At 60.8% G+C, this 17,119-nt stretch carries 20 protein-coding genes and 2 pseudogenes; 10 read left to right on the top strand and 12 right to left on the bottom strand.

Annotation, left to right across the window (positions count from 1 at the left end; all coding sequences use genetic code 11):
* The 10 genes and pseudogenes from WA989_RS13785 to WA989_RS13740 all read right to left on the bottom strand — a co-directional run.
* A pseudogene (locus tag WA989_RS13785) lies at window positions 1-747 on the bottom strand (hypothetical protein); the annotation flags it as partial.
* Window positions 744-1,472, bottom strand: a complete 729-nt coding sequence (locus WA989_RS13780; protein ID WP_424341065.1) for a hypothetical protein — start codon at window positions 1,470-1,472, stop codon at window positions 744-746. The gene WA989_RS13780 and the pseudogene WA989_RS13785, both read right to left, overlap by 4 nt.
* Window positions 1,469-2,077: a hypothetical protein gene (locus tag WA989_RS13775; protein ID WP_424341064.1), complete on the bottom strand. Its 609-nt coding sequence runs from the start codon at window positions 2,075-2,077 to the stop codon at window positions 1,469-1,471. The genes WA989_RS13780 and WA989_RS13775 overlap by 4 nt, the downstream gene beginning before the upstream one ends.
* A gap of 72 nt (window positions 2,078-2,149) precedes the next feature.
* Window positions 2,150-2,638 carry a hypothetical protein gene (locus tag WA989_RS13770; RefSeq protein ID WP_424341063.1) on the bottom strand — a complete coding sequence of 163 codons (489 nt, stop codon included), beginning with the start codon at window positions 2,636-2,638 and terminating at the stop codon, window positions 2,150-2,152.
* Window positions 2,635-2,889, bottom strand: a complete 255-nt coding sequence (locus WA989_RS13765) for a hypothetical protein (RefSeq protein WP_424341062.1) — start codon at window positions 2,887-2,889, stop codon at window positions 2,635-2,637. Before WA989_RS13765 ends, WA989_RS13770 begins: the two co-directional genes overlap by 4 nt.
* Complete coding sequence (locus WA989_RS13760; RefSeq protein WP_424341061.1) at window positions 2,886-3,419, bottom strand: hypothetical protein; 534 nt, start codon at window positions 3,417-3,419, stop codon at window positions 2,886-2,888. The genes WA989_RS13765 and WA989_RS13760 overlap by 4 nt, the downstream gene beginning before the upstream one ends.
* 118 nt (window positions 3,420-3,537) lie before the next feature.
* Window positions 3,538-4,125, bottom strand: coding sequence for a hypothetical protein (locus tag WA989_RS13755; protein WP_424341060.1), 588 nt, complete (start codon window positions 4,123-4,125; stop codon window positions 3,538-3,540).
* The gene (locus WA989_RS13750; protein ID WP_424341059.1) at window positions 4,122-4,607 is read right to left on the bottom strand and encodes a hypothetical protein; all 486 of its coding nucleotides are present in this window, start codon (window positions 4,605-4,607) and stop codon (window positions 4,122-4,124) included. Before WA989_RS13750 ends, WA989_RS13755 begins: the two co-directional genes overlap by 4 nt.
* Window positions 4,604-5,947, bottom strand: a complete 1,344-nt coding sequence (locus WA989_RS13745; RefSeq protein ID WP_424341058.1) for a dihydroorotase — start codon at window positions 5,945-5,947, stop codon at window positions 4,604-4,606. Before WA989_RS13745 ends, WA989_RS13750 begins: the two co-directional genes overlap by 4 nt.
* Window positions 5,948-5,996: 49 nt before the next feature.
* Window positions 5,997-6,437: a hypothetical protein gene (locus WA989_RS13740; RefSeq protein WP_424341057.1), complete on the bottom strand. Its 441-nt coding sequence runs from the start codon at window positions 6,435-6,437 to the stop codon at window positions 5,997-5,999.
* A gap of 203 nt (window positions 6,438-6,640) precedes the next feature.
* Between WA989_RS13740 and WA989_RS13735 the strand changes: the two genes are divergently transcribed.
* The 7 genes from WA989_RS13735 (at window position 6,641) to WA989_RS13705 (ending at window position 12,290) form a co-directional block, all read left to right on the top strand.
* Window positions 6,641-7,162, top strand: a complete 522-nt coding sequence (locus tag WA989_RS13735; protein WP_424341056.1) for a biotin transporter BioY — start codon at window positions 6,641-6,643, stop codon at window positions 7,160-7,162.
* A gap of 64 nt (window positions 7,163-7,226) precedes the next feature.
* Window positions 7,227-8,051, top strand: a complete 825-nt coding sequence (locus tag WA989_RS13730; protein WP_424341055.1) for a YgfZ/GcvT domain-containing protein — start codon at window positions 7,227-7,229, stop codon at window positions 8,049-8,051.
* Complete coding sequence (locus tag WA989_RS13725) at window positions 8,029-8,631, top strand: DNA-3-methyladenine glycosylase I (RefSeq protein ID WP_424341054.1); 603 nt, start codon at window positions 8,029-8,031, stop codon at window positions 8,629-8,631. The genes WA989_RS13730 and WA989_RS13725 overlap by 23 nt, the downstream gene beginning before the upstream one ends.
* A complete protein-coding gene (locus tag WA989_RS13720; RefSeq protein ID WP_424341053.1) occupies window positions 8,628-8,837 on the top strand; it encodes a hypothetical protein in 210 nt (69 codons plus the stop codon). Before WA989_RS13725 ends, WA989_RS13720 begins: the two co-directional genes overlap by 4 nt.
* A gap of 156 nt (window positions 8,838-8,993) precedes the next feature.
* The gene (locus WA989_RS13715; protein ID WP_424341052.1) at window positions 8,994-10,190 is read left to right on the top strand and encodes a hypothetical protein; all 1,197 of its coding nucleotides are present in this window, start codon (window positions 8,994-8,996) and stop codon (window positions 10,188-10,190) included.
* Window positions 10,191-10,286: 96 nt separating this feature from the next.
* Window positions 10,287-11,405 (top strand): beta-ketoacyl-ACP synthase III, encoded by a 1,119-nt coding sequence (locus tag WA989_RS13710; protein WP_424341051.1) that lies wholly within the window; start codon window positions 10,287-10,289, stop codon window positions 11,403-11,405.
* Window positions 11,406-11,423: 18 nt separating this feature from the next.
* Complete coding sequence (locus WA989_RS13705) at window positions 11,424-12,290, top strand: pirin family protein (protein WP_424341050.1); 867 nt, start codon at window positions 11,424-11,426, stop codon at window positions 12,288-12,290.
* Window positions 12,291-12,299: 9 nt separating this feature from the next.
* Here the strand turns inward: WA989_RS13705 and WA989_RS13700 are convergent, their stop codons facing one another.
* Window positions 12,300-14,480, bottom strand: a complete 2,181-nt coding sequence (locus tag WA989_RS13700) for a TonB-dependent hemoglobin/transferrin/lactoferrin family receptor (RefSeq protein ID WP_424341049.1) — start codon at window positions 14,478-14,480, stop codon at window positions 12,300-12,302.
* A 134-nt stretch (window positions 14,481-14,614) separates the two neighbouring features.
* Here WA989_RS13700 and WA989_RS13695 point away from each other — a divergent pair, with 134 nt between their 5' ends.
* Entirely contained in the window at window positions 14,615-15,628 is a 1,014-nt protein-coding gene (locus tag WA989_RS13695) for a DUF6607 family protein (protein WP_424341048.1), read from the top strand.
* 70 nt (window positions 15,629-15,698) lie between these two features.
* On the opposite strand, the gene WA989_RS13690 is transcribed toward WA989_RS13695, so the two are convergent.
* On the bottom strand, window positions 15,699-15,833 hold the full coding sequence (locus WA989_RS13690) for a hypothetical protein (protein WP_424341047.1): 135 nt from the start codon (window positions 15,831-15,833) through the stop codon (window positions 15,699-15,701).
* A gap of 174 nt (window positions 15,834-16,007) precedes the next feature.
* Between WA989_RS13690 and WA989_RS13685 the strand changes: the two genes are divergently transcribed.
* Window positions 16,008-16,634, top strand: a complete 627-nt coding sequence (locus WA989_RS13685; protein WP_424341046.1) for a YfbR-like 5'-deoxynucleotidase — start codon at window positions 16,008-16,010, stop codon at window positions 16,632-16,634.
* Window positions 16,631-17,119: pseudogene (locus WA989_RS13680) on the top strand (NAD regulator); the annotation flags it as partial. The gene WA989_RS13685 and the pseudogene WA989_RS13680, both read left to right, overlap by 4 nt.

The following is a 17,119-nucleotide window of genomic DNA, read 5'->3' as shown; positions in this document are numbered from 1 at the left end:
CACCATCGGCGCATTGACGGTTTCGAGATCGGTGATCGCTGTTTCGACATCGGCAAAGCGGATCTGAAGCGCCTCAACAAGGTCCGGGTCAGCACGCAGCAGGTCTGCGGCCTGCTTGATCTCGCCCGGTGGCAGGTCCAGCGAACAGGGATAGGCGAGCGAGCCGACAATCGCCTCATAGTCGCCACTGGCCACGAACCGGTCGCCGCACTGTCGCAGCACCGCCGCCTGGACGCCCGCAGGCACCTTGCGGCGGAAAATCGTCCGTACCGGCGCCGTACGCCCCTCCTCGGCGATCACATCGAGCAGCTCTGTCGTAAACAGGCTGATGGCTGTTTTGCGCAGCGTCTCATCCTCGATCAGGCCGATATCGCCCATAGAGATCAGCTCATCATAGGTCGCCCGGCCGCGATCATTATACTTGTACTGGGTCGCCCGGTAGACATTGACCAGGAACTGCTCATCGGGCAGCGGGGCCTCCCCCGACAACGAATCCAGCGCCGCACGCGCACTCCGGCGGACATCCTTGTTATACTCCAGGAGGTACTCATAGGCCCACGCCTCATAGCGCAGATCCTCGGTCAGCCGCTCACTGAACACCCCCGCACGCTCATGAGTTTCGCGGTCCTCATTCCAGTTGCCAAGCTGGATGCCGAGATAGACACCGAGCACGACGATCAGCGTCTCGATCAGGACGGTGAACCAGTCCTGCTTACGGATCGAAGTGGCGAGGCGGCGCAGGATCATGAAGTGTTTTCCTGCAAAACCTGAAGGACGTCCTCCAGCGCGGCCTCTTGTCCGCTGATATTGAGCTGGATCCAGGTCTGGTTCTCAATAAGCAGGTCCAGCGCATTCCGGAATTCCGGGTCGCTCGCCATCCCCTCCAGATCATAGGTTTCAACCGGGCTGAGTGTGATACGGCCGCGATCGTCGCGGGCCAGTGGCGCAAACTCCTTATAGGCATGGAGGTTGGGCATGTTGGTATGCATGTAATTCCGGATCTGATTGAGATTGAAAAGCACCCTTTGGGCGCGCGTGTCATATCGAAGGAGCGCGACCCGCAGCTCTTCCTCAGAAATCAGGTCCAGCCGGCCGCTCGACACGAGTTCCAGAAAGGTGCCCGAGCGGTGTATCGGAGACTGATAGCTGAAACCGATTGATAGGGCGGTTTTGATCGCCTGATCCTCTTCGGGAAGCGCCCGACCGCGTGCAATTGCCCCTCGCAGGATATGAAGCGCCTCGATCACATCCTCATGATTGTCAGCTGCCGCAAGTACATCTTCATGCATCAGGGCGAAATCGCTCAGAAGACGGGCTTCAACAAGCTCGCGCTGAGAGTCGATGTGCCGCGCCTCGTTCCAGTTGCCGAGCTGGAGACCGAGGAAGACACCGAGCACCACGATCAGCGTTTCCACCGCCACCGTGAACCAGTCCTGCTTGCGAAACGCGGTGGCGAGGCGGCGCAGGATCATTCGCTCGCCGGCTCCGCCTCTACCCCGTCCGCCGGTGGCACGCGCAACTCGTCCATATAGCGCGCAAGAAACTGCTCATCGACGGCGTCGACGATCGGTCCGGCAATCTCCTGCATGGGCGTGCCTTCCCAGCCGGGTGCCTGGAGCGCCCACCAGTGCTTGGCAAAACGGGTTCCGAAATAGAAGGGTGCAGTATTGCGGATATGCTGGCGCACGCGGTCCTCCGAAATCAGCCCCGCTTCCCACATCCTGAACATCTGGTCCCATTGCAGCATGACGGAGACGAGGATGCTTCCGGCCGTCTGGATTTCCGTATCGCTCAACGCTTCCGGCGTGCGAATGGCCTTGACCCAGATTGCGGAGATTTCGGGCTTGGCGATGTTAAGCTCGATCTCAGCGAGGAAATCATTCTTCTGCTGGTCCATCGCCGCGCGCGTGAGCGATGCATTCTGGCGCACCTCCACGATCAGCACGATCAGGCCCAGCAATACGCCAAGATTTGCCGCCAGCGTCAGCCAGCGATTGATCCGGTCCAGCCGGCGCCCGTCCCTTTCGGAGGCCGCCTCTTCCAGTTGTGATTCTTGTGCGTCAGCGGCTTCGCTCATCCCGATCCCCACCCCGGGGGAACCTTACCGCCAAACGCGGCGATGCAAAGAAAAATCGAGCTTTGAACGCGTTCAGCCAATCTCCTGCAGCTGGTCCCACAGGTCTATCTGCGGCACATCAGTCATCATGGCTGCCACCTGCTCGACGAAGCCGGGATTGAAACAGCCTTTGCAGACCTGCCAGAGCGCCCGGCCCCTTTCGGTGCCGAGCACGAAATAGATCACACCGCTATAGGTCTCCCAGGACTCTTCTGTAATCGCACCGTTCTGGTATTGCAGCCACTCATACTCGCGCGCCCGCATCTGGCCGATCATCCAGAAAAAGAGCTTGGTCTTCTCCTCGAAACTTGGCGTCTCCTTCTGCGAGAAGATCCGGCCAAGCTCAGGAAAATCGACGAACTTGTAGACCCCCGTCTGGTCATAGGTCAGCTGCGCCTGCCGGGCCTCGGACCGCATCTGCCGCGCGCCTAGATGGACCTGCAGGGCTAGGTATATAAGGGTCGCCGCAACGACGAAGACGCCGATGATCTGTGCGATGAGAACAGCCTGTTCGAGGGTCAAGAATACATCTCCAGAAGCGGCGCGGTTGGCCCGGCTTCGATCAGCTCATCAACAAGCTTGCGAAAGTCAGGTGGGAAGTGGTGGCGCCGCGCCTTCCAGAAGGATTGGTAGTATGCAGAGGCCAGATGGTCACGGAAGTGGTTCTGGGTGTACTGCCAGAAATCTTCCTCGAAGACGTTCTTCCCCTTACCGCCAAATGCGCAATTGCCCAGCGAAAACAGAAAAGCGATCCGGGCCGGAGGCTTGATCACCCCACCTCTGAAACAGACGCCTCCTCAGCGGCAGGCGCATCAAAGCACCGGATGTCTTCATAGTATTTTTCGGTCAGCGGCTGGTCTTGAAGGAAGGCATCCACTTCAGACACAAAAGACGCATTGAAGCCCATCCGCCCAACCGTCTGCCACCATTTCCGGGTTCGCGGGATGCCCAGGTGAAGGGCGATCACACCATGATAGGCGACGTAAACATCCTCGTTGATGATGCCGTCCTTGTACTGAAACCATTCCCATTCGCGCTGGCGCAACGCGGACAGCAGGAAGAAATGCATCTTCGACTGCGTTTCAGGTGACGGCGTCTTCGTGCTCAGGAACGCCTCGCGCAAATCCGGGTTGTCGATCCACTGATAGAGCTCCTGCTGGGTCTGTTCTATCATTCGCTGGCGCGACTGGGACCGGGCCAGACGGTTTGACTGTTTCACCTGGATAGCGAGATAAACCAGCGTCGCAAGGACAGCGATTGCCGATAGCAGGTTTGCGATTGATCCTAGATCACTGAGAGTCATCGCGCACCCATCCCCTGCCGCGAGCTGTCGCCATTAACCGTGCTGGAAACTAAGCTTTGCCCGCATTTCGCAGGCGCTGCAACTTTCGGGTGACGTGGCAGGACAGAATCCAGCGGCCTCAGCCCGCCAGTCGCTCGAGTGACCGCTGGAGATTGGATCGCGCGCGCGCGTCCCAGCTCACGCGGCCTTCTTCGGTGAAATAGATTTCGCGCCGCTCGGCAAAGCCTTTCAGGATGCGCGCCCGCCCGGCCCGGAATGCCTCTTCCGGCACGAAGGCGTATTCCTTGCGGACATTGGCCTCGTACTGGTCGAACACAGCCTCCGGCGCGCCGAGGATCGACAGGTCGATGTCGAGAAACAGGGCGAGGTCGTGTTCATCCTCTGGCCCCAGCCCATCCGGCACCTCATGCTTCGCCGTCGCCCGGATGATCTGCGCGGCGAAAGCCAGATCATCGTCGTTCAAGTGCCCGCGCCCCTCATCTTCCAGAAGCTGCGCACTCAGCTCCTCATTGTCGGGGCGCGTCGGATCATAGATCGCATCATGCCAGTAAAGCGCCCAGAGCACCGGTTCGGGCCGGTGCCAGCTCTCTGCCATAGCGTCATAATGGCGCTTCAGCGCGATGATGTGATCCCAGGTGTGATAATGGCGCTGCGGCTCAGCGTAGCGGGCTTTCAGGCCATTCAGGAACTCCGCCGGGATAATCATTCGCGGTCTGTAGCTGCACTATAGCAGTCATCGCAATACAGGCGGCTGGGGCCTACAGCGCGTTCAAACAACTCATGGTCGATCTTCTCAAAATTGTATGTCAAACCTGACGTGTACGGAGCACTGTAGAAGTCGGCTAATTCTTCAACGGAACGCACATCACATGGGCCTTTTCGGTACCAGATACCTCTCCGGCCAGCTGATCCGACGTACAGCCCGGGAGGCATGTCTTCGGGCACATAGCCCAAAAAGTCGATCAAGTTGGCCAACGCCTCAAACTCGGCATCACCAATGCTTCGGAAATTTGGGTCCTCAATGACTCCTAAGTCCGGAAAAAGCTCACGAAGACGATCAAAGTCGAGACTTTCGATCTTGTAATAGCAAACTTCTGACCAGGCCGGCGCAACGCAGGCCGCAGCAAGAAAGCCAGAGAGCAAGGCACGTAACATTACAGCGAGTGTCTTTCCGCCTGATTTTGTCACACCGTCTCAGGCTCCAGCGTCTCGTTAAACCGCACCGGTTTGCCGCCGCCCTTTTGAGTGATCTCGCCGTCGCGCATGACGAACTGGCCGCGGATTATCGTTGCGACGGGCCAGCCCTGCGCCTCGAAGCCATCATAGGGCGTCCAGCCGCATTTGGCCTTGGCCCATTCATTCGTGATCGTCTCTTTTCGCTTCAGGTCGACCACCGTGAAGTCCGCATCATAGCCTTCGGCGATCCGGCCCTTGGTGGCGATGCCGAAGACGCGTTGCGGGCCGGCGGAGGTCAGCTCGACAAAACGTTGCAGGCTCAGCTTGCCATTGGCGACATGCGTCAGCATCACCGGCACAAAGGTCTGCACGCCCGGCATGCCCGATGGTGAGGCCGGATAGGGCCGCAGCTTCTCTTCTTTGGTGTGAGGCGCATGGTCAGTCGCCAGCACATCGACAATCCCGGCATTGAGCGCCCGCCACAAAGCATCCTGATGGCGCTGTTCGCGCACCGGCGGGTTCTGCTGGGCAAAACCCTTGAGGCGGTCATAGCAATCGGGCGCCGCCAGTGTCAGATGGTTCGGGAGCACTTCGACAGAGGCGACATCCTTGGCGTCGCGCAACAGCTCCATCTCCTCGGCCGTCGAGATATGCAGCACATGGATGCGCTTGCCGGTCTTGCGCGCAAGCTTCAAGAGGCGCTTCGTCGAGCTCACCGCCGCCTCGACATCGCGCACCATGATATGGCTGTGCCAGTCGCCCTCAACCGCGAGGGAACGGCGCTCTTCGAGGCGATACTCGTCCTCGGAATGAAACGCCGCCCGCCGCTTGATCGCGCGCAGAACAGCCTCAACCCCTTCATCATCCTTGACCAGCAGATCGCCGGTCGAGGCGCCCATGAAGACTTTCACGCCGCAGCAGCCCTGCATCTGCTCCATCTCGGCGAGCAAATGCGGATTGTCATTGGTCGCGCCCGCATAGAACGCATGATCGACATCCATCCGGCCTTTGGCGCGGGCGAGCTTGTCGGTCATCATTTCCGGCGTCGTCGTCGACGGGTTGGTGTTCGGCATCTCGAACACTGCCGTCACGCCGCCCAGCGCGGCAGAGCGCGCCTCGGTCTCAAGGTCGGCCTTGTATTCCAGCCCCGGCTCACGGAAGTGAACCTGGCTGTCGATTACACCGGGCAGGATATGCAGCCCCGTCGCATCATAGGTTTCGCCGGCCTGGGACGCGTCGAATTTACCGATGGCAACAATCTTTTCGCCGCGCACAGCGACATCGACTTGCTCTTCGCCGCCAGGCGACACCACCGTGCCGTTCTTCAGGATCAGGTCATATGTTTCAGTCATGCGATTTATATGCGCTCGATGGGCCGCAGAGTCATCCCGAGGCCCGCATCTAGTCCAGAAACACGCCGAACCAGTCCATCAGCTCGTCGATCTGGCGCTCCACCTTGTCGTAAGTCTCGTAATACGCCTTGTAGCGCTCCGGCGGCGGCGGATTGATCCGATAGGCCGACGTGTAATCGAGGCAGGCTTCAGGCCGCCAGAGTTCGTCAGCGCGCGTGAAGCGTGACCTTGCATCGATGGTCTGAAGATCGATCTGCTCAAGTTTTTCGATCCACAGGCTTGCCGTGCAGCTCTCAATCTGCGCGTCGCACTGGCGCACGGCAGTATCAGCCGCCAGCAGCTCAGACTCCAGCGCTTCCAGGAAATAGGCCGTTTCATTGATGGCCGCTTTCAGACGTTCCACATCCTGCTTGCAGGAGGAATAGGATTTCGAGGTCGCGCAGGAGGCGAGCAACAAGGCCAGCAGCGGAATTGCAGCTTTCAGTCCCATACGCGTTCACCCCGTTTTTTTGCCGCGCCCTGTTCGTCCGCGAATCGGCGAAGCAGGCCTGCACCAGAGCTAAGCCTGCAAGCAGATATGTCGCAAGTCGAGCCGTGCGCCCGCCCAAGGGCTTGACCGTCCAGCCTGTAACGCGCACAGCACATTCAAACATAACCGAACCAGCGAGCCTCCCCAAAATGCAGACCTCATCCATGACAGACAGTCGCCAGCTCCTCCGCAATGCCGCAATCTTCCTGGCCGGGATCGGCGTGCTGACGGCGTCCTCCTATGTTGCCGTGCCGATGGTGCCGGTGCCTGTCACCATGCAGACCCTCGCGGTCCTGCTGGTTGGCGCTGTGGCTGGCCCGCGCATGGGTCTGGCGATGATCGTGTCATGGCTCGCGCTGGCGGCCTTGGGGCTGCCTGTGCTGGCAGGTGGTAAATCAGGCCTCTTCGCCTTTACCGGCCCGACGGCAGGCTTCCTCCTCTCCTTCCCGCTGGCCGGCTACCTCGCGGGTGTCGCGGCGCGCACCGTCGCCAAGGACCATGTCAGCCGGTTTGCAAGCTTCATCGGCCTTCACGGCGTTATCCTGGCGATGGGCTGGTCGTGGCTCGCGACCATCATTGGCGCGCAGCAGGCTTTCGTCGCGGGTGTGGCGCCGTTCCTCGTCGGCGCTGTGATCAAGAGCGCGCTCGGCGCGGCCATCCTCGCCGCCTTTGACCGGAAGGGCTGATCAGACACAGCCAAATCTGGCGCGCCGGGCTGGCACTTTTCGCGTTCGTCCTTAAATCCGGTCCATGGAAACCCTGATCCTCCCCAACCGCTCGGTCCTTGTTCTTGAAGGCCCGGACACGCTCGCCCTGCTGGAACGCCTCGTCACCTGCAACACACAGACCTGGCAGCCGGGAGAGGCGCGATACGGCGCCCTGCTCGCGCCGCAGGGCAAGCTGATCGCGGACTTCATCGCCCATCGCACCGAAACAGGCGCGCTGCTGGATGTCGCGACCAATGCGGTCGGCGACCTGTCGAACCGCCTGAAAATGTTCCGCCTGCGCGCCAAGGTGGAGATCGGGGTCGACGGCAAGCAGGCTGTTGCGATCGGCGGCGACTTCCCGCCAGACCCGCGGTCTGCCGATCTGCCGTCACGCGGCACTGTCGCAACCGGCGCACCTCAGGAGATGAAGGCAGAAGACTGGGACGCCCTCGCCATCGGGGCAGGTGTTGCCGAATGGGGCCGCGACTTTCAGGGCGCCGAAGTCTTCCCATGGGAGATAAACATGGACCGGATGGGCGGTGTCGACCTCAAAAAAGGCTGCTTCGTCGGCCAGGAAGTCGTCTCCCGCACCCACCGCCGCGGCAAGGTCCGCAAGCGGACTTTCATCCTAGAAGGTGAAAATCTGGATGCCGGTCAAGAGGTTAGCGTCGGCAATTCAGTTGGCGAGATAACGAGTGCGGCCGGCGGCAAGGCGCTCGCCCGTCTGCGCGTCGACCGGCTGGTCAAGGCGCTCAGCGACGGTGAACAGCCAAGCGTCAACGGCGCGCCGGTCAAACTCATCACCCCCGATTGGCTTTCAGACGAAATGACGGCATCTTCGGGTGATGGGGATGAACCTCTCACCTGACGAATCCTTGCCGTGCCGCTGGGCCCCGGCAGACGACGCGCTCTACCGCGCCTATCACGATGAAGAGTGGGGCGTGCCGGAATACGACTCCCGCGCGCTCTGGGAGAAGCTGCAGCTGGACGGCATGCAGGCCGGCCTCTCCTGGGTCACCATCCTTCGAAAGCGGGAGGCCATCCGCGAGGAATTCGACGGTTTCGACCCCGAGAGCGTTGCCCGCTGGGATCAGGCGCGCATCGAAACGGCGCTTCAGAACCCCGGCATCATCAGGAGCCCGACGAAAATCCGCGCCACCATCGGCAATGCGCAGGCCTATCTCGACATTCATGAGGGCGGAGAAAATTTCTCGGACTGGATGTGGGGCTTCACGGGCGGCACGCCCATCGTCAACAAGCTCGAAGATATCACAGAGGTTCAGGCGAAAACGCCGCTGTCGGAAGAGATAGCCAAGGCGCTCAAGAAGCGCGGCTTCAAATTCTGCGGGCCGGTTATCGTCTATGCCTTCATGCAGGCTGTTGGTATGGTCAATGATCACGAGCTACGCTGCCCAAGGCATAAAGAAATCCAGGAGATGCATTCATGAAGAAAACCGCCCTCTTCCTCCTGCCGGGACTGCTCGCTCTTGGCGCCTGCGAAACCTGGGAACGGCCTTATGTCGACAATTCAGGCGCGTGCGACGAGATCGTTGATCCACGCACCCGGCTCGATTGCTATGAAGCGGCCGAACAGGCCGAAGATGACTGGCGCGCCGAGAAGAAGCGCGAAGAGGCGCAGGACGCCGAAAAATAGTCAGCTGCGGCCGGCGCGGTCCTGCGCCCCATCTCACACATACCCTGATCGCCGAGCGGAGCTGGGCATCATGCTATTAAAGCAGGCTCCAGTTTCGGGCGTTGCCACGGCTGAACTCTTATGTTAGTAAACGCTCACTTATTTATGAGGCTTGCCATGAAACTGATCCCGACCACCGCCATCGCCGCGGGCTTTGCCCTCGCCAGTTGTAACGCGCAGGCCCCATCCACGTCCTGGCGGACCGAGCTTGAGACCAACGGCCTCGCCGCCGCTGAAGCCGCAATTTCTGCTGGACCACAGTCGCCCGAAACCGAGTTCGTTCGCGGCGCCTTGCAATCGCTTCAGGCCATTGAAGCGGTGATGCAGGTCGCCTATCGCAACACGACCGAGCCGCTCCCCATCTTTCCGGGCATGGGCATCGACGTGCCCGTCCACGAACATGCCGCGTTCGATCCGGCCTTCCTTGAAAACGCGATGACGGGCGCCCTCTCGCATCTGTCACGTGCCGAAGCCACGCTTGGGAGCGTCGCAGGAGAAGAGTTCGCCGTCGAAATAGACCTCTCTTCCCTCTGGTTTGACATTAACGATAATGGCACCCGCGAAGACTTCGAACATGGCCGCGCTTATCTCGATGATTTCGCCGATGACGAGCCGGACGGCGAAACCGCTTCCGACATGATCGTGCGCTTCGACACAGCCGACGCCTACTGGCTGAAAGCATATGTCCACGCACTGTCGGGCACAGCCGAGCTCATCCTGTCCGTCGACCCGACCCCCGCCATCGAGACGGTCTATGAAGGCCGCAAGATGATGCAAGCTGCCGGGTCGCCGTCGCGGCTCTTTATCGAGGACGAGCAACTTGACGCCCTCGTCGCAACCATCCTTGCGCTTCGCGGTGTGCCGGACGCCGAGCGCACCCGCGCGGCGCACGATCATTTCCGCGCCATGATCGCCGAGAACCAGAACTTCTGGACCGCCGTCATGGCGGAAACTGATGACGACCACGAATGGGTGCCCAATCCAGACCAGGTGTCGGCCTTCGGCGTGCCGGTCAGCGCTGAAATGGCAGAGCAGTGGCAGACCGTGCTCACGGAAGTCGAGGACATCCTGGAAGGGCGCACGCTCCTGCCCACATGGCGGTTCGATAATGGTTTTGATGCCGAAGAGGGCGTCGGGCTGAATATCGCGAAATTCCTGGAAGAGCCGGGCGACCTCGACATCATCCTGCTCATTCACGGCGCAGGCCTTGCGCCCTATCTGGAGACAGGCCCGCTCGCGAGAGGCGAGGCCTGGCGCCAATTCTCACGCATGAGCGGGACAAACGACATGCTGTTCGCCTTCTGGCTCAATTGACGTGCAAGGCTCGACGCTTCTCGGCGAACTGGCTAGAACGCCTGCAAACATTGACCGAATCGCCGCCTGTGGTGGCCGATAAAGGACACCTATTGCATGACACCCGTAATTTCCGCGACTGGGCTATGGACGCCGCCGCATTCCGTTACAAACGAAGAACTGGTCGAGAGCTACAATGCCTGGGCGGACCGCTGGAACGCCGAGCATGAGGGCGACATCGCCGCCGGCACGCTGACCGCGAAGACCCATTCCTCAACCGAATTCATCGAGAAAGCCTCCGGCATCAAGTCACGCTATGTGGTCGACAAGTCAGGCGTCGTCGATCCGGCGATTATGCGCCCGATCATCCCGGAGCGGCCGAACGAAGACCTCTCCATCCTTGCCGAAATCGCTGTCAAAGCCGCCAAACAGGCGCTCGACGCCGCGGGCCGCGATCCGAAGGACGTCGATGCTGTCATCTGCGCTGCCTCCAACATGCAGCGCGCCTATCCAGCCATGGCCATCGAAGTGCAGGAAGCGCTCGGCATTGAGGGCTTCTCCTTTGACATGAATGTCGCCTGCTCATCTGCCACGTTCGGCATCCAGACGGCCGCTGATTTCGTCCGTGCGGGCCACGCGAAATCTGTCCTCATGGTGAACCCGGAGATCACCTCCGGCCACCTCAACTGGACCGACCGCGACAGCCATTTCATCTTCGGCGATGTCGCCACGGCTGTGCTCGTCGAGGCCGAAGACATCGCGCCCAAAGAACACTGGAAGATTCTGGGCACGCATCTGAAGACGAAATTCTCGAACAATATCCGCAACAATTTCGGTTTCCTGAACCGCGCCGATCCCGAGGGCGTAGGGACGCCAGACAAGCTCTTCGTCCAGGAGGGCCGCAAGGTGTTCAAGGAAGTCGTGCCAATGGTGTCGGAGATGATCGTCTCAGAGCTCAACCGCCTCGATCTCAACGCTGGCGAACTGCGCCGTCTCTGGCTGCATCAGGCGAATGCAAACATGAACCGACTGATCGCGGCCAAGGTGCTCGGCCATGAAGCCTCGGACGATGAAAGCCCGACCGTGCTGGACGAATACGCCAACACCTCATCGGCCGGCTCGATCATCGCCTTCCATAAGCATTCATCCGACTTCAGGCCTGGCGAGAAAGGCCTCATCTGCTCTTTCGGGGCAGGCTATTCGGCTGGCACTGTCTTTGTGGAAAAAGCTGGCTGAGACACTATCTAGGCGGGCATGACGCAAAGACATTTCAAAGCCCGCCACGCCGCCTATCGCGACGATATCGCAGACTTGGTCACCCGCCGCCCGGTGCCGGGCCCAGGCCTGCAGCAGGTCGACCCGTTTCTCTTCCTCAACCATCACGGCCCCCAGACCTACAGGCCCGGCAATAATGGTCTGCCCTTCGGCCCGCACCCGCATCGCGGCTTCGAGACCGTCACCTTCATCCTCGACGGCAGTCTCGCCCACAAGGATACGGGCGGCCATGAGAGCATCATTCATGCGGGCGGCGTCCAGTGGATGACGGCCGGCTCAGGCCTCATCCATGCCGAGCTATCGCCTGACGAGTTCAAGCGCGATGGCGGGCCGATGGAAATCCTGCAGCTCTGGGTGAACCTGCCCGCACGCCTCAAGATGACAGAGCCGCGCTATACCGGCCTGCAGGCGAGCGACATCCCCGCCCTTCCGCTCGGCGACAGTGGCGCGATGATGCACCTCGTCTCAGGCGAGCATGAGGGCACCACAGGCCCCTTCGACTCGCTCACAGGCATCTTCATGTCGACGGTGACCCTGCCCGCCGGCGCCGAAGTCGCCCTTCCGGCCCCGCGCGACCGCAGCGTCTTCTTCTATGTCGTGCGCGGCGAGGTCACCGCCTCAGGCGAGACAGCCAAAGGCTTCGACCTTGTCGAGTTCGCCCATGATGGCGACGAGATCGCCGTCAAAGCCGAGACAGACAGCGTCCTCCTCTACGGCCATGGCGACGTCATCAATGAACCGACCGTCGCGCATGGCCCCTTCGTGATGAACACGGCAGAGGAGATCAATCAGGCGATCAGGGATTATCAGGCTGGCAAGTTCAACCGCCAGCCGATAAATGTCTGACCGCAAGACCTAACCACCAAACTGCCAGCTCGCCGCGATCTTGTAATTGCGCGCCGGCTCATAGACGCCCTCGAAGACGCGCTCATAGCTCTCGTCGAAGATGTTATCGACGCCAACGTCAAAGCGTACACCCGGCAGCATGTCCGGCGACCAGCTCGCATAGAGATCGGCAACGGCATATGAGTCGCGCGTCTCGGCCAGCGCCTGCCCGCCAGCGTCATCGCTCTCATAGCGGGCAAAATCGCTCGCATGCTGTATGCGGAGGCCGATGATCGCATCCCATTCATAGGCCTTGAGCCCCATATCGACCGTGACCCGGTCAGGCGTCAGCGTGCCGAGATCCGATCCGGTCGACAGGTCGCGTCCCTCGATCGAGGCATAGCTCGCGCGGATGTAGGATCGGTCGCTGTCATAGCGCAGCTCCGCCTCGACGCCCTCGATCTCCGCGCTCGCGACATTGGCCGAATTGGTCGTGCCAGCAGAGCATGGGAAGAAAGGCGGGGCGAAACAGGTCGGGCTGTAGCTGAAATCGACAGACAGATTGATCAGGTCTTCGACATCGCTCTCATAATAGGAGACCTTGGCCTGCACCCTGTCACCGCTCGAGACCACATCCTTGAAATCGAGCCCGGCGCCGACTTCGACGGTCTCGGTCTTCTCAGGCTTGAGATCGGCATTGGGCACGAACTCATTGGTGACGAAGACGAAGGAGCCTGCGCCCGGATCGAACAGGATGGGATGCGGCACCTCGAAATGGGTGCCGTCGAGGTAAAGCTCGTTCACGGAGGGCGCACGGAAGCCTTCTGCATAGCTTGCAAAGACGCGCAGCCACTCGACTGGCCCATAGCTCGCCGCCAGTCTTGGCGACACGGCACTGTCTTCGTTCTCGCCTGCCGCCGCGTCGGAGCTTGAGCTGAATTCATCATAGCGAATGCCGGGAATGACGATCAGCTCGCCCGGTAACCCCAGAGGCCTTTCAGTCACGGCTTCGACCTGCGCGAAAATGCCGACAAATTCGGACTCCGCATCAGGCACGCCGCTGCGGCTTGCGTCTGTCGTCTCACTGTCAAATCCTGTCTGCTCGTCGCGGTACCAGTCGCCGCCAATCGTGAACACCGTCTCGACCGGGCCAAGATCAAAGCGCGACGCATTACGCGCGCTGACGCCTGTCGTCTCGATCTCGCGGGAAATGTTGCGCGGCACCGTCGCATCGAACTCGTCCACGCTGGTCACGGTCTGATAGACGGTGAGATTGCTGTCCACCCAGTCGCTCGCCGGGTCGAAACCGAGGCCAAGCCGATAGGTATCAGACGTGATGTCCTTCTCGACATTGCGATCCAGCACGCCATCGCCTGTGCCAAGCGTGCCCTGCCCATTGTTCGGCTCGAAGGCGGAATTGTCGAAGCGCTGCCAGGAGGCTTCCAGACTGAGCGCATCGCTGAGCGCGTACCGCCCCTTAACGAGACCTGTCGTGATGTCGTCATCGGACGGCAGCGACGAGCCGTCACCAAGGTCGATGTCGCCTGACTGGCGCAGCCCGATCGAGGCGAGGCCGTCAAACTTGCCTGTATTCGTGAAGGCCGTGAAACTTGCGAGCGTTTCCTCATTGACGGACTGGTAGCCCGCCCGCACACGCGCGCCCCAGACCTGTCCGTCTTCCAGCAAGTCTTCCGCGTCTGCGCTTTCCAGCGCAAGGACGCCGCCAACCGCGCCGGAGCCGTAAAGCGCAGACGCTGGTCCGCGCACCACTTCTGCCGCGCCGAGCAGCGCCGGATCTGCAAAGAACCGTCCATCATGGGCCGAGGTGAAGGACTGGCGGGCGCCATCGAGAAGGATCAGTACGTTCTGCCCACTAAAGCCGCGAATGCTGGGCACCTCACCTGTCCGTCGCGGACCGCCTGAAAACGCCATGCCTGGCACGTCTTTCAGAAGGTCGGACACAGATGAGGGCGTGCGCAGGTCAATATCCTCCCGGGTCAGAACGCTGACCTGGCCTGGATAGTCGAAAACGGCGATCGGATTGGTCGTGCCATAGATCGTCACGAGCTCCTGGCGCTGCTCGCCCTCATCCTGCGGCTCTGTATCAGGCGCGTCCTGCGCCAGGGCGCCTGCATTCAGGGCGATCGCGCTCACGGTTGTGAATGCTGCACGGGCCAGCGTGCGGACGCCTGTCTTCAAGCTTGTCGTCATTTCGTTGTAAGGTCCTTCAAATCCTGATATGCAAATAATTCGCATTCTCATTGCATGCCGAATTCCGTATTGCAAATGATTCTCATTCTTAATACGTTTCAGACACTTCAGAACCAACCGCCAAAGGGAAAACCATGTTGAAATTTGTCCGCCCCGCCGCCATTGCGGCGCTCACCTGCGCCCTGTCAGGGCCCGTCGTCACCGCGCAGGATGCGATCGCCGACCCATCCTTCGAGCAGGATCGCGGCGCGATTCTCGCCATGGCAGGGGATTACGACGTGACCTTCGATTTCCGCGAGACAGTGGCTCTGACAGACGGGTACGAGTTGAAGGAGCCGAAGCTCTCAGGCGGCTACGAGATTGTCCGGGTTATCGAGGACACTGGCACATTCATCAGCCTTCAGCACATTCTCGTCGTCGGAAAGGAAGGCGAAGAGTTTCCGATCAAGCACTGGCGTCAAGACTGGACCTATGAACCAGCAGAGGTGCTGAGCTTCATTGGCGGGAATGCCTGGGAAATGCGCCCCGTTCCAGCCGGCGAAAGCGAAGGTCAGTGGGCCCAGGAAGTCTACCAGGTTGATGATTCCCCCCGCTATGGCGCCGTCGCCGCCTGGACGCACGACAATCACGTCTCACAATGGACCCCCCCGGCAGAGTGGCGTCCCTTGCCCCGCCGCGACATGACTACGCGCGAGGATTACGACACGGTTCTCGCGGTCAACCGTCACACGATCACGCCGTTTGGCTGGGTGCATGAACAGACCAATTCGAAACTCGTCCTTGATGAGGATCCGAATGTTCTGGTCCGCGAGATCGGCGTGAACACGTATCGCCACTTTGACGATTTCCCGGTCGCCGTCGGCGATGAATACTGGACCGCAAGCAGCGCTTACTGGGCAAGTGTTCGCGGCGCCTGGGAAACGCTCGAAGCCTCCGGTACACCGTTCGGCCTCACCGTTCAGGGCGAACCTGAAGCTCTCTACCAACCCCTGCTGGAGCTTGCCGGCGAGGTCGAAGACGGCACGACGACCGCAGATGAGGCCATCGCCGAGGCGTCCGACGTCATCGAGACTTATACGACCCATGAAATCGGCACGCTGGCCGATCGCGTAAACGCATCCAGCGCCGCTGAGGACGGCTCATACTAGACAGTAAAACGCCCCTCTCACTTAAGCAGAGGGGCGTTGCTACTGACCATAGAATAGAGAGGGCGCGGCCCTAGTCTTCGAAGTCGTCTTCGCCGATATCGCCCCACAGCACATGCTGGCTGGAACGGGCGGCCTCGACCGCAATGATCAAGGCCGCACCAGCCAGAACCCACCATGCTGTAGCTGTAGTGCTTGCAGCAGTCATCACCAATTCCACCATCTTCATCACGCCTCGGGCTTATATATATTTTCGTTATGGCGACTATGGCCCTGAAGGCCTTAACCAACCCTGATCAGATCGCGGCTTCTGCAGAGCAAAGTGTAAGCAGAATGAGGCCTTTTCTTTACCCGGCTTGCCAATTGATTAAACAGGGGCACCATGAGCGCACGCCCCCAACCATCGCCCCGAAAAGCTCCCGCCCGTGTCTGGCAGAGAATGCTGTCCGGACGCCGTCTCGACCTGCTTGATCCCTCTCCCGTGGATATCGAAGTCGATGACATCGCGCATGGTCTTGCCCGCGTCGCGCGCTGGAATGGGCAGACCATCGGCGACCATGCCTTTTCGGTCGCGCAGCACAGTGTCGTCGTCGAATCCGTCTGCGCCGTCCTCGAACCAGGCCTTCGCCCCGGCGAGCGCCTGATGGCGCTGCATCATGACGCCGCCGAATATGTCATCGGCGACATGATCTCGCCCTTCAAGGCCGTGCTCGGCGATGGCTACAAGGATATCGAGAACCGGCTGACAGAAGCCATTCACATCCGCTTTGGCCTGCCCGCCCGCCTGCCGCCAAGCCTGAAACGACTGATCAAGCGCGCCGACCATATCTGCGCCTGGTATGAAGCGACCCAGCTGGCCGGCTTCGGCGCGACAGAAGCAGACCGCTTCTTTGGCTCGCCGCCGCGGTCAATCCGGCTTGAGCTGAAGCCGGAAGCGCCAACGATCGCCCAGCACAGTTTCGTTGCCCGTCACGAAGCGCTTCTGAAGGAAAAGGAAAACCGCAAATGAGCGCCGCGTCGGTGATCATCGGCCTTTCGGTCGTGATCGTTGCCGCAGACGGCGATACGCCTTGCGTCCTCGTCACGCGCCGCCAGGGCGATCTTGCGGCCCTGCCCTTCGGCACATTCGACCCGGCCACACACCGCACGTTCGAACTGGCTCTGCGTGGCTGGGTGCGCGAACAGACCGGCTTCGATCTTGGCTATGTCGAACAGCTCTACACTTTCGGTGACCGCGACCGCGAAACGCCCGAAGCGACGCTCGCCGATGCGCCGGAAAATACGCGCGTCGTCTCTGTCGGGTATCTCGGCCTCACGCCAGACCAGCAGCGCCTGCCCGAACGCCTCGAGGCCAAATGGCGCGGCTGGTACAGCCATTTTCCCTGGGAAGACCACCGCGCTGGCCGCCCTGCCCTGATCGATGCCGAGATCGCGCCGCGCCTCAACACTTGGGCCGCGGGAAACGATGCCCGCCAGGCGCGCGACAATCTCGCC

Source organism: Henriciella sp. (assembly GCF_049649345.1).
Lineage (GTDB): Bacteria > Pseudomonadota > Alphaproteobacteria > Caulobacterales > Hyphomonadaceae > Henriciella.
Note: the sequence above shows the minus strand (reverse complement) of the source record. Positions and strands in the feature narration are given on the sequence as shown.

Bases quoted from the DNA above. Each gene is read 5' to 3' on its own strand.
- WA989_RS13745 (WP_424341058.1), bottom strand. From the start codon at position 5,947: ATGACTGAAACATATGACCTGATCCTGAAGAACGGCACGGTGGTGTCG.
- WA989_RS13690 (WP_424341047.1), bottom strand. From the start codon at position 15,833: ATGACTGCTGCAAGCACTACAGCTACAGCATGGTGGGTTCTGGCTGGT.
- WA989_RS13755 (WP_424341060.1), bottom strand. From the start codon at position 4,125: ATGATTATCCCGGCGGAGTTCCTGAATGGCCTGAAAGCCCGCTACGCT.
- WA989_RS13685 (WP_424341046.1), top strand. From the start codon at position 16,008: ATGAGCGCACGCCCCCAACCATCGCCCCGAAAAGCTCCCGCCCGTGTC.
- WA989_RS13715 (WP_424341052.1), top strand. From the start codon at position 8,994: ATGAAACTGATCCCGACCACCGCCATCGCCGCGGGCTTTGCCCTCGCC.
- WA989_RS13735 (WP_424341056.1), top strand. From the start codon at position 6,641: ATGACAGACAGTCGCCAGCTCCTCCGCAATGCCGCAATCTTCCTGGCC.
- WA989_RS13760 (WP_424341061.1), bottom strand. From the start codon at position 3,419: ATGACTCTCAGTGATCTAGGATCAATCGCAAACCTGCTATCGGCAATC.
- WA989_RS13705 (WP_424341050.1), top strand. From the start codon at position 11,424: ATGACGCAAAGACATTTCAAAGCCCGCCACGCCGCCTATCGCGACGAT.
- WA989_RS13780 (WP_424341065.1), bottom strand. From the start codon at position 1,472: ATGATCCTGCGCCGCCTCGCCACCGCGTTTCGCAAGCAGGACTGGTTC.
- WA989_RS13700 (WP_424341049.1), bottom strand. From the start codon at position 14,480: ATGACGACAAGCTTGAAGACAGGCGTCCGCACGCTGGCCCGTGCAGCA.
- WA989_RS13775 (WP_424341064.1), bottom strand. From the start codon at position 2,077: ATGAGCGAAGCCGCTGACGCACAAGAATCACAACTGGAAGAGGCGGCC.
- WA989_RS13730 (WP_424341055.1), top strand. From the start codon at position 7,227: ATGGAAACCCTGATCCTCCCCAACCGCTCGGTCCTTGTTCTTGAAGGC.
- WA989_RS13740 (WP_424341057.1), bottom strand. From the start codon at position 6,437: ATGGGACTGAAAGCTGCAATTCCGCTGCTGGCCTTGTTGCTCGCCTCC.
- WA989_RS13720 (WP_424341053.1), top strand. From the start codon at position 8,628: ATGAAGAAAACCGCCCTCTTCCTCCTGCCGGGACTGCTCGCTCTTGGC.
- WA989_RS13725 (WP_424341054.1), top strand. From the start codon at position 8,029: ATGGGGATGAACCTCTCACCTGACGAATCCTTGCCGTGCCGCTGGGCC.
- WA989_RS13710 (WP_424341051.1), top strand. From the start codon at position 10,287: ATGACACCCGTAATTTCCGCGACTGGGCTATGGACGCCGCCGCATTCC.
- WA989_RS13695 (WP_424341048.1), top strand. From the start codon at position 14,615: ATGTTGAAATTTGTCCGCCCCGCCGCCATTGCGGCGCTCACCTGCGCC.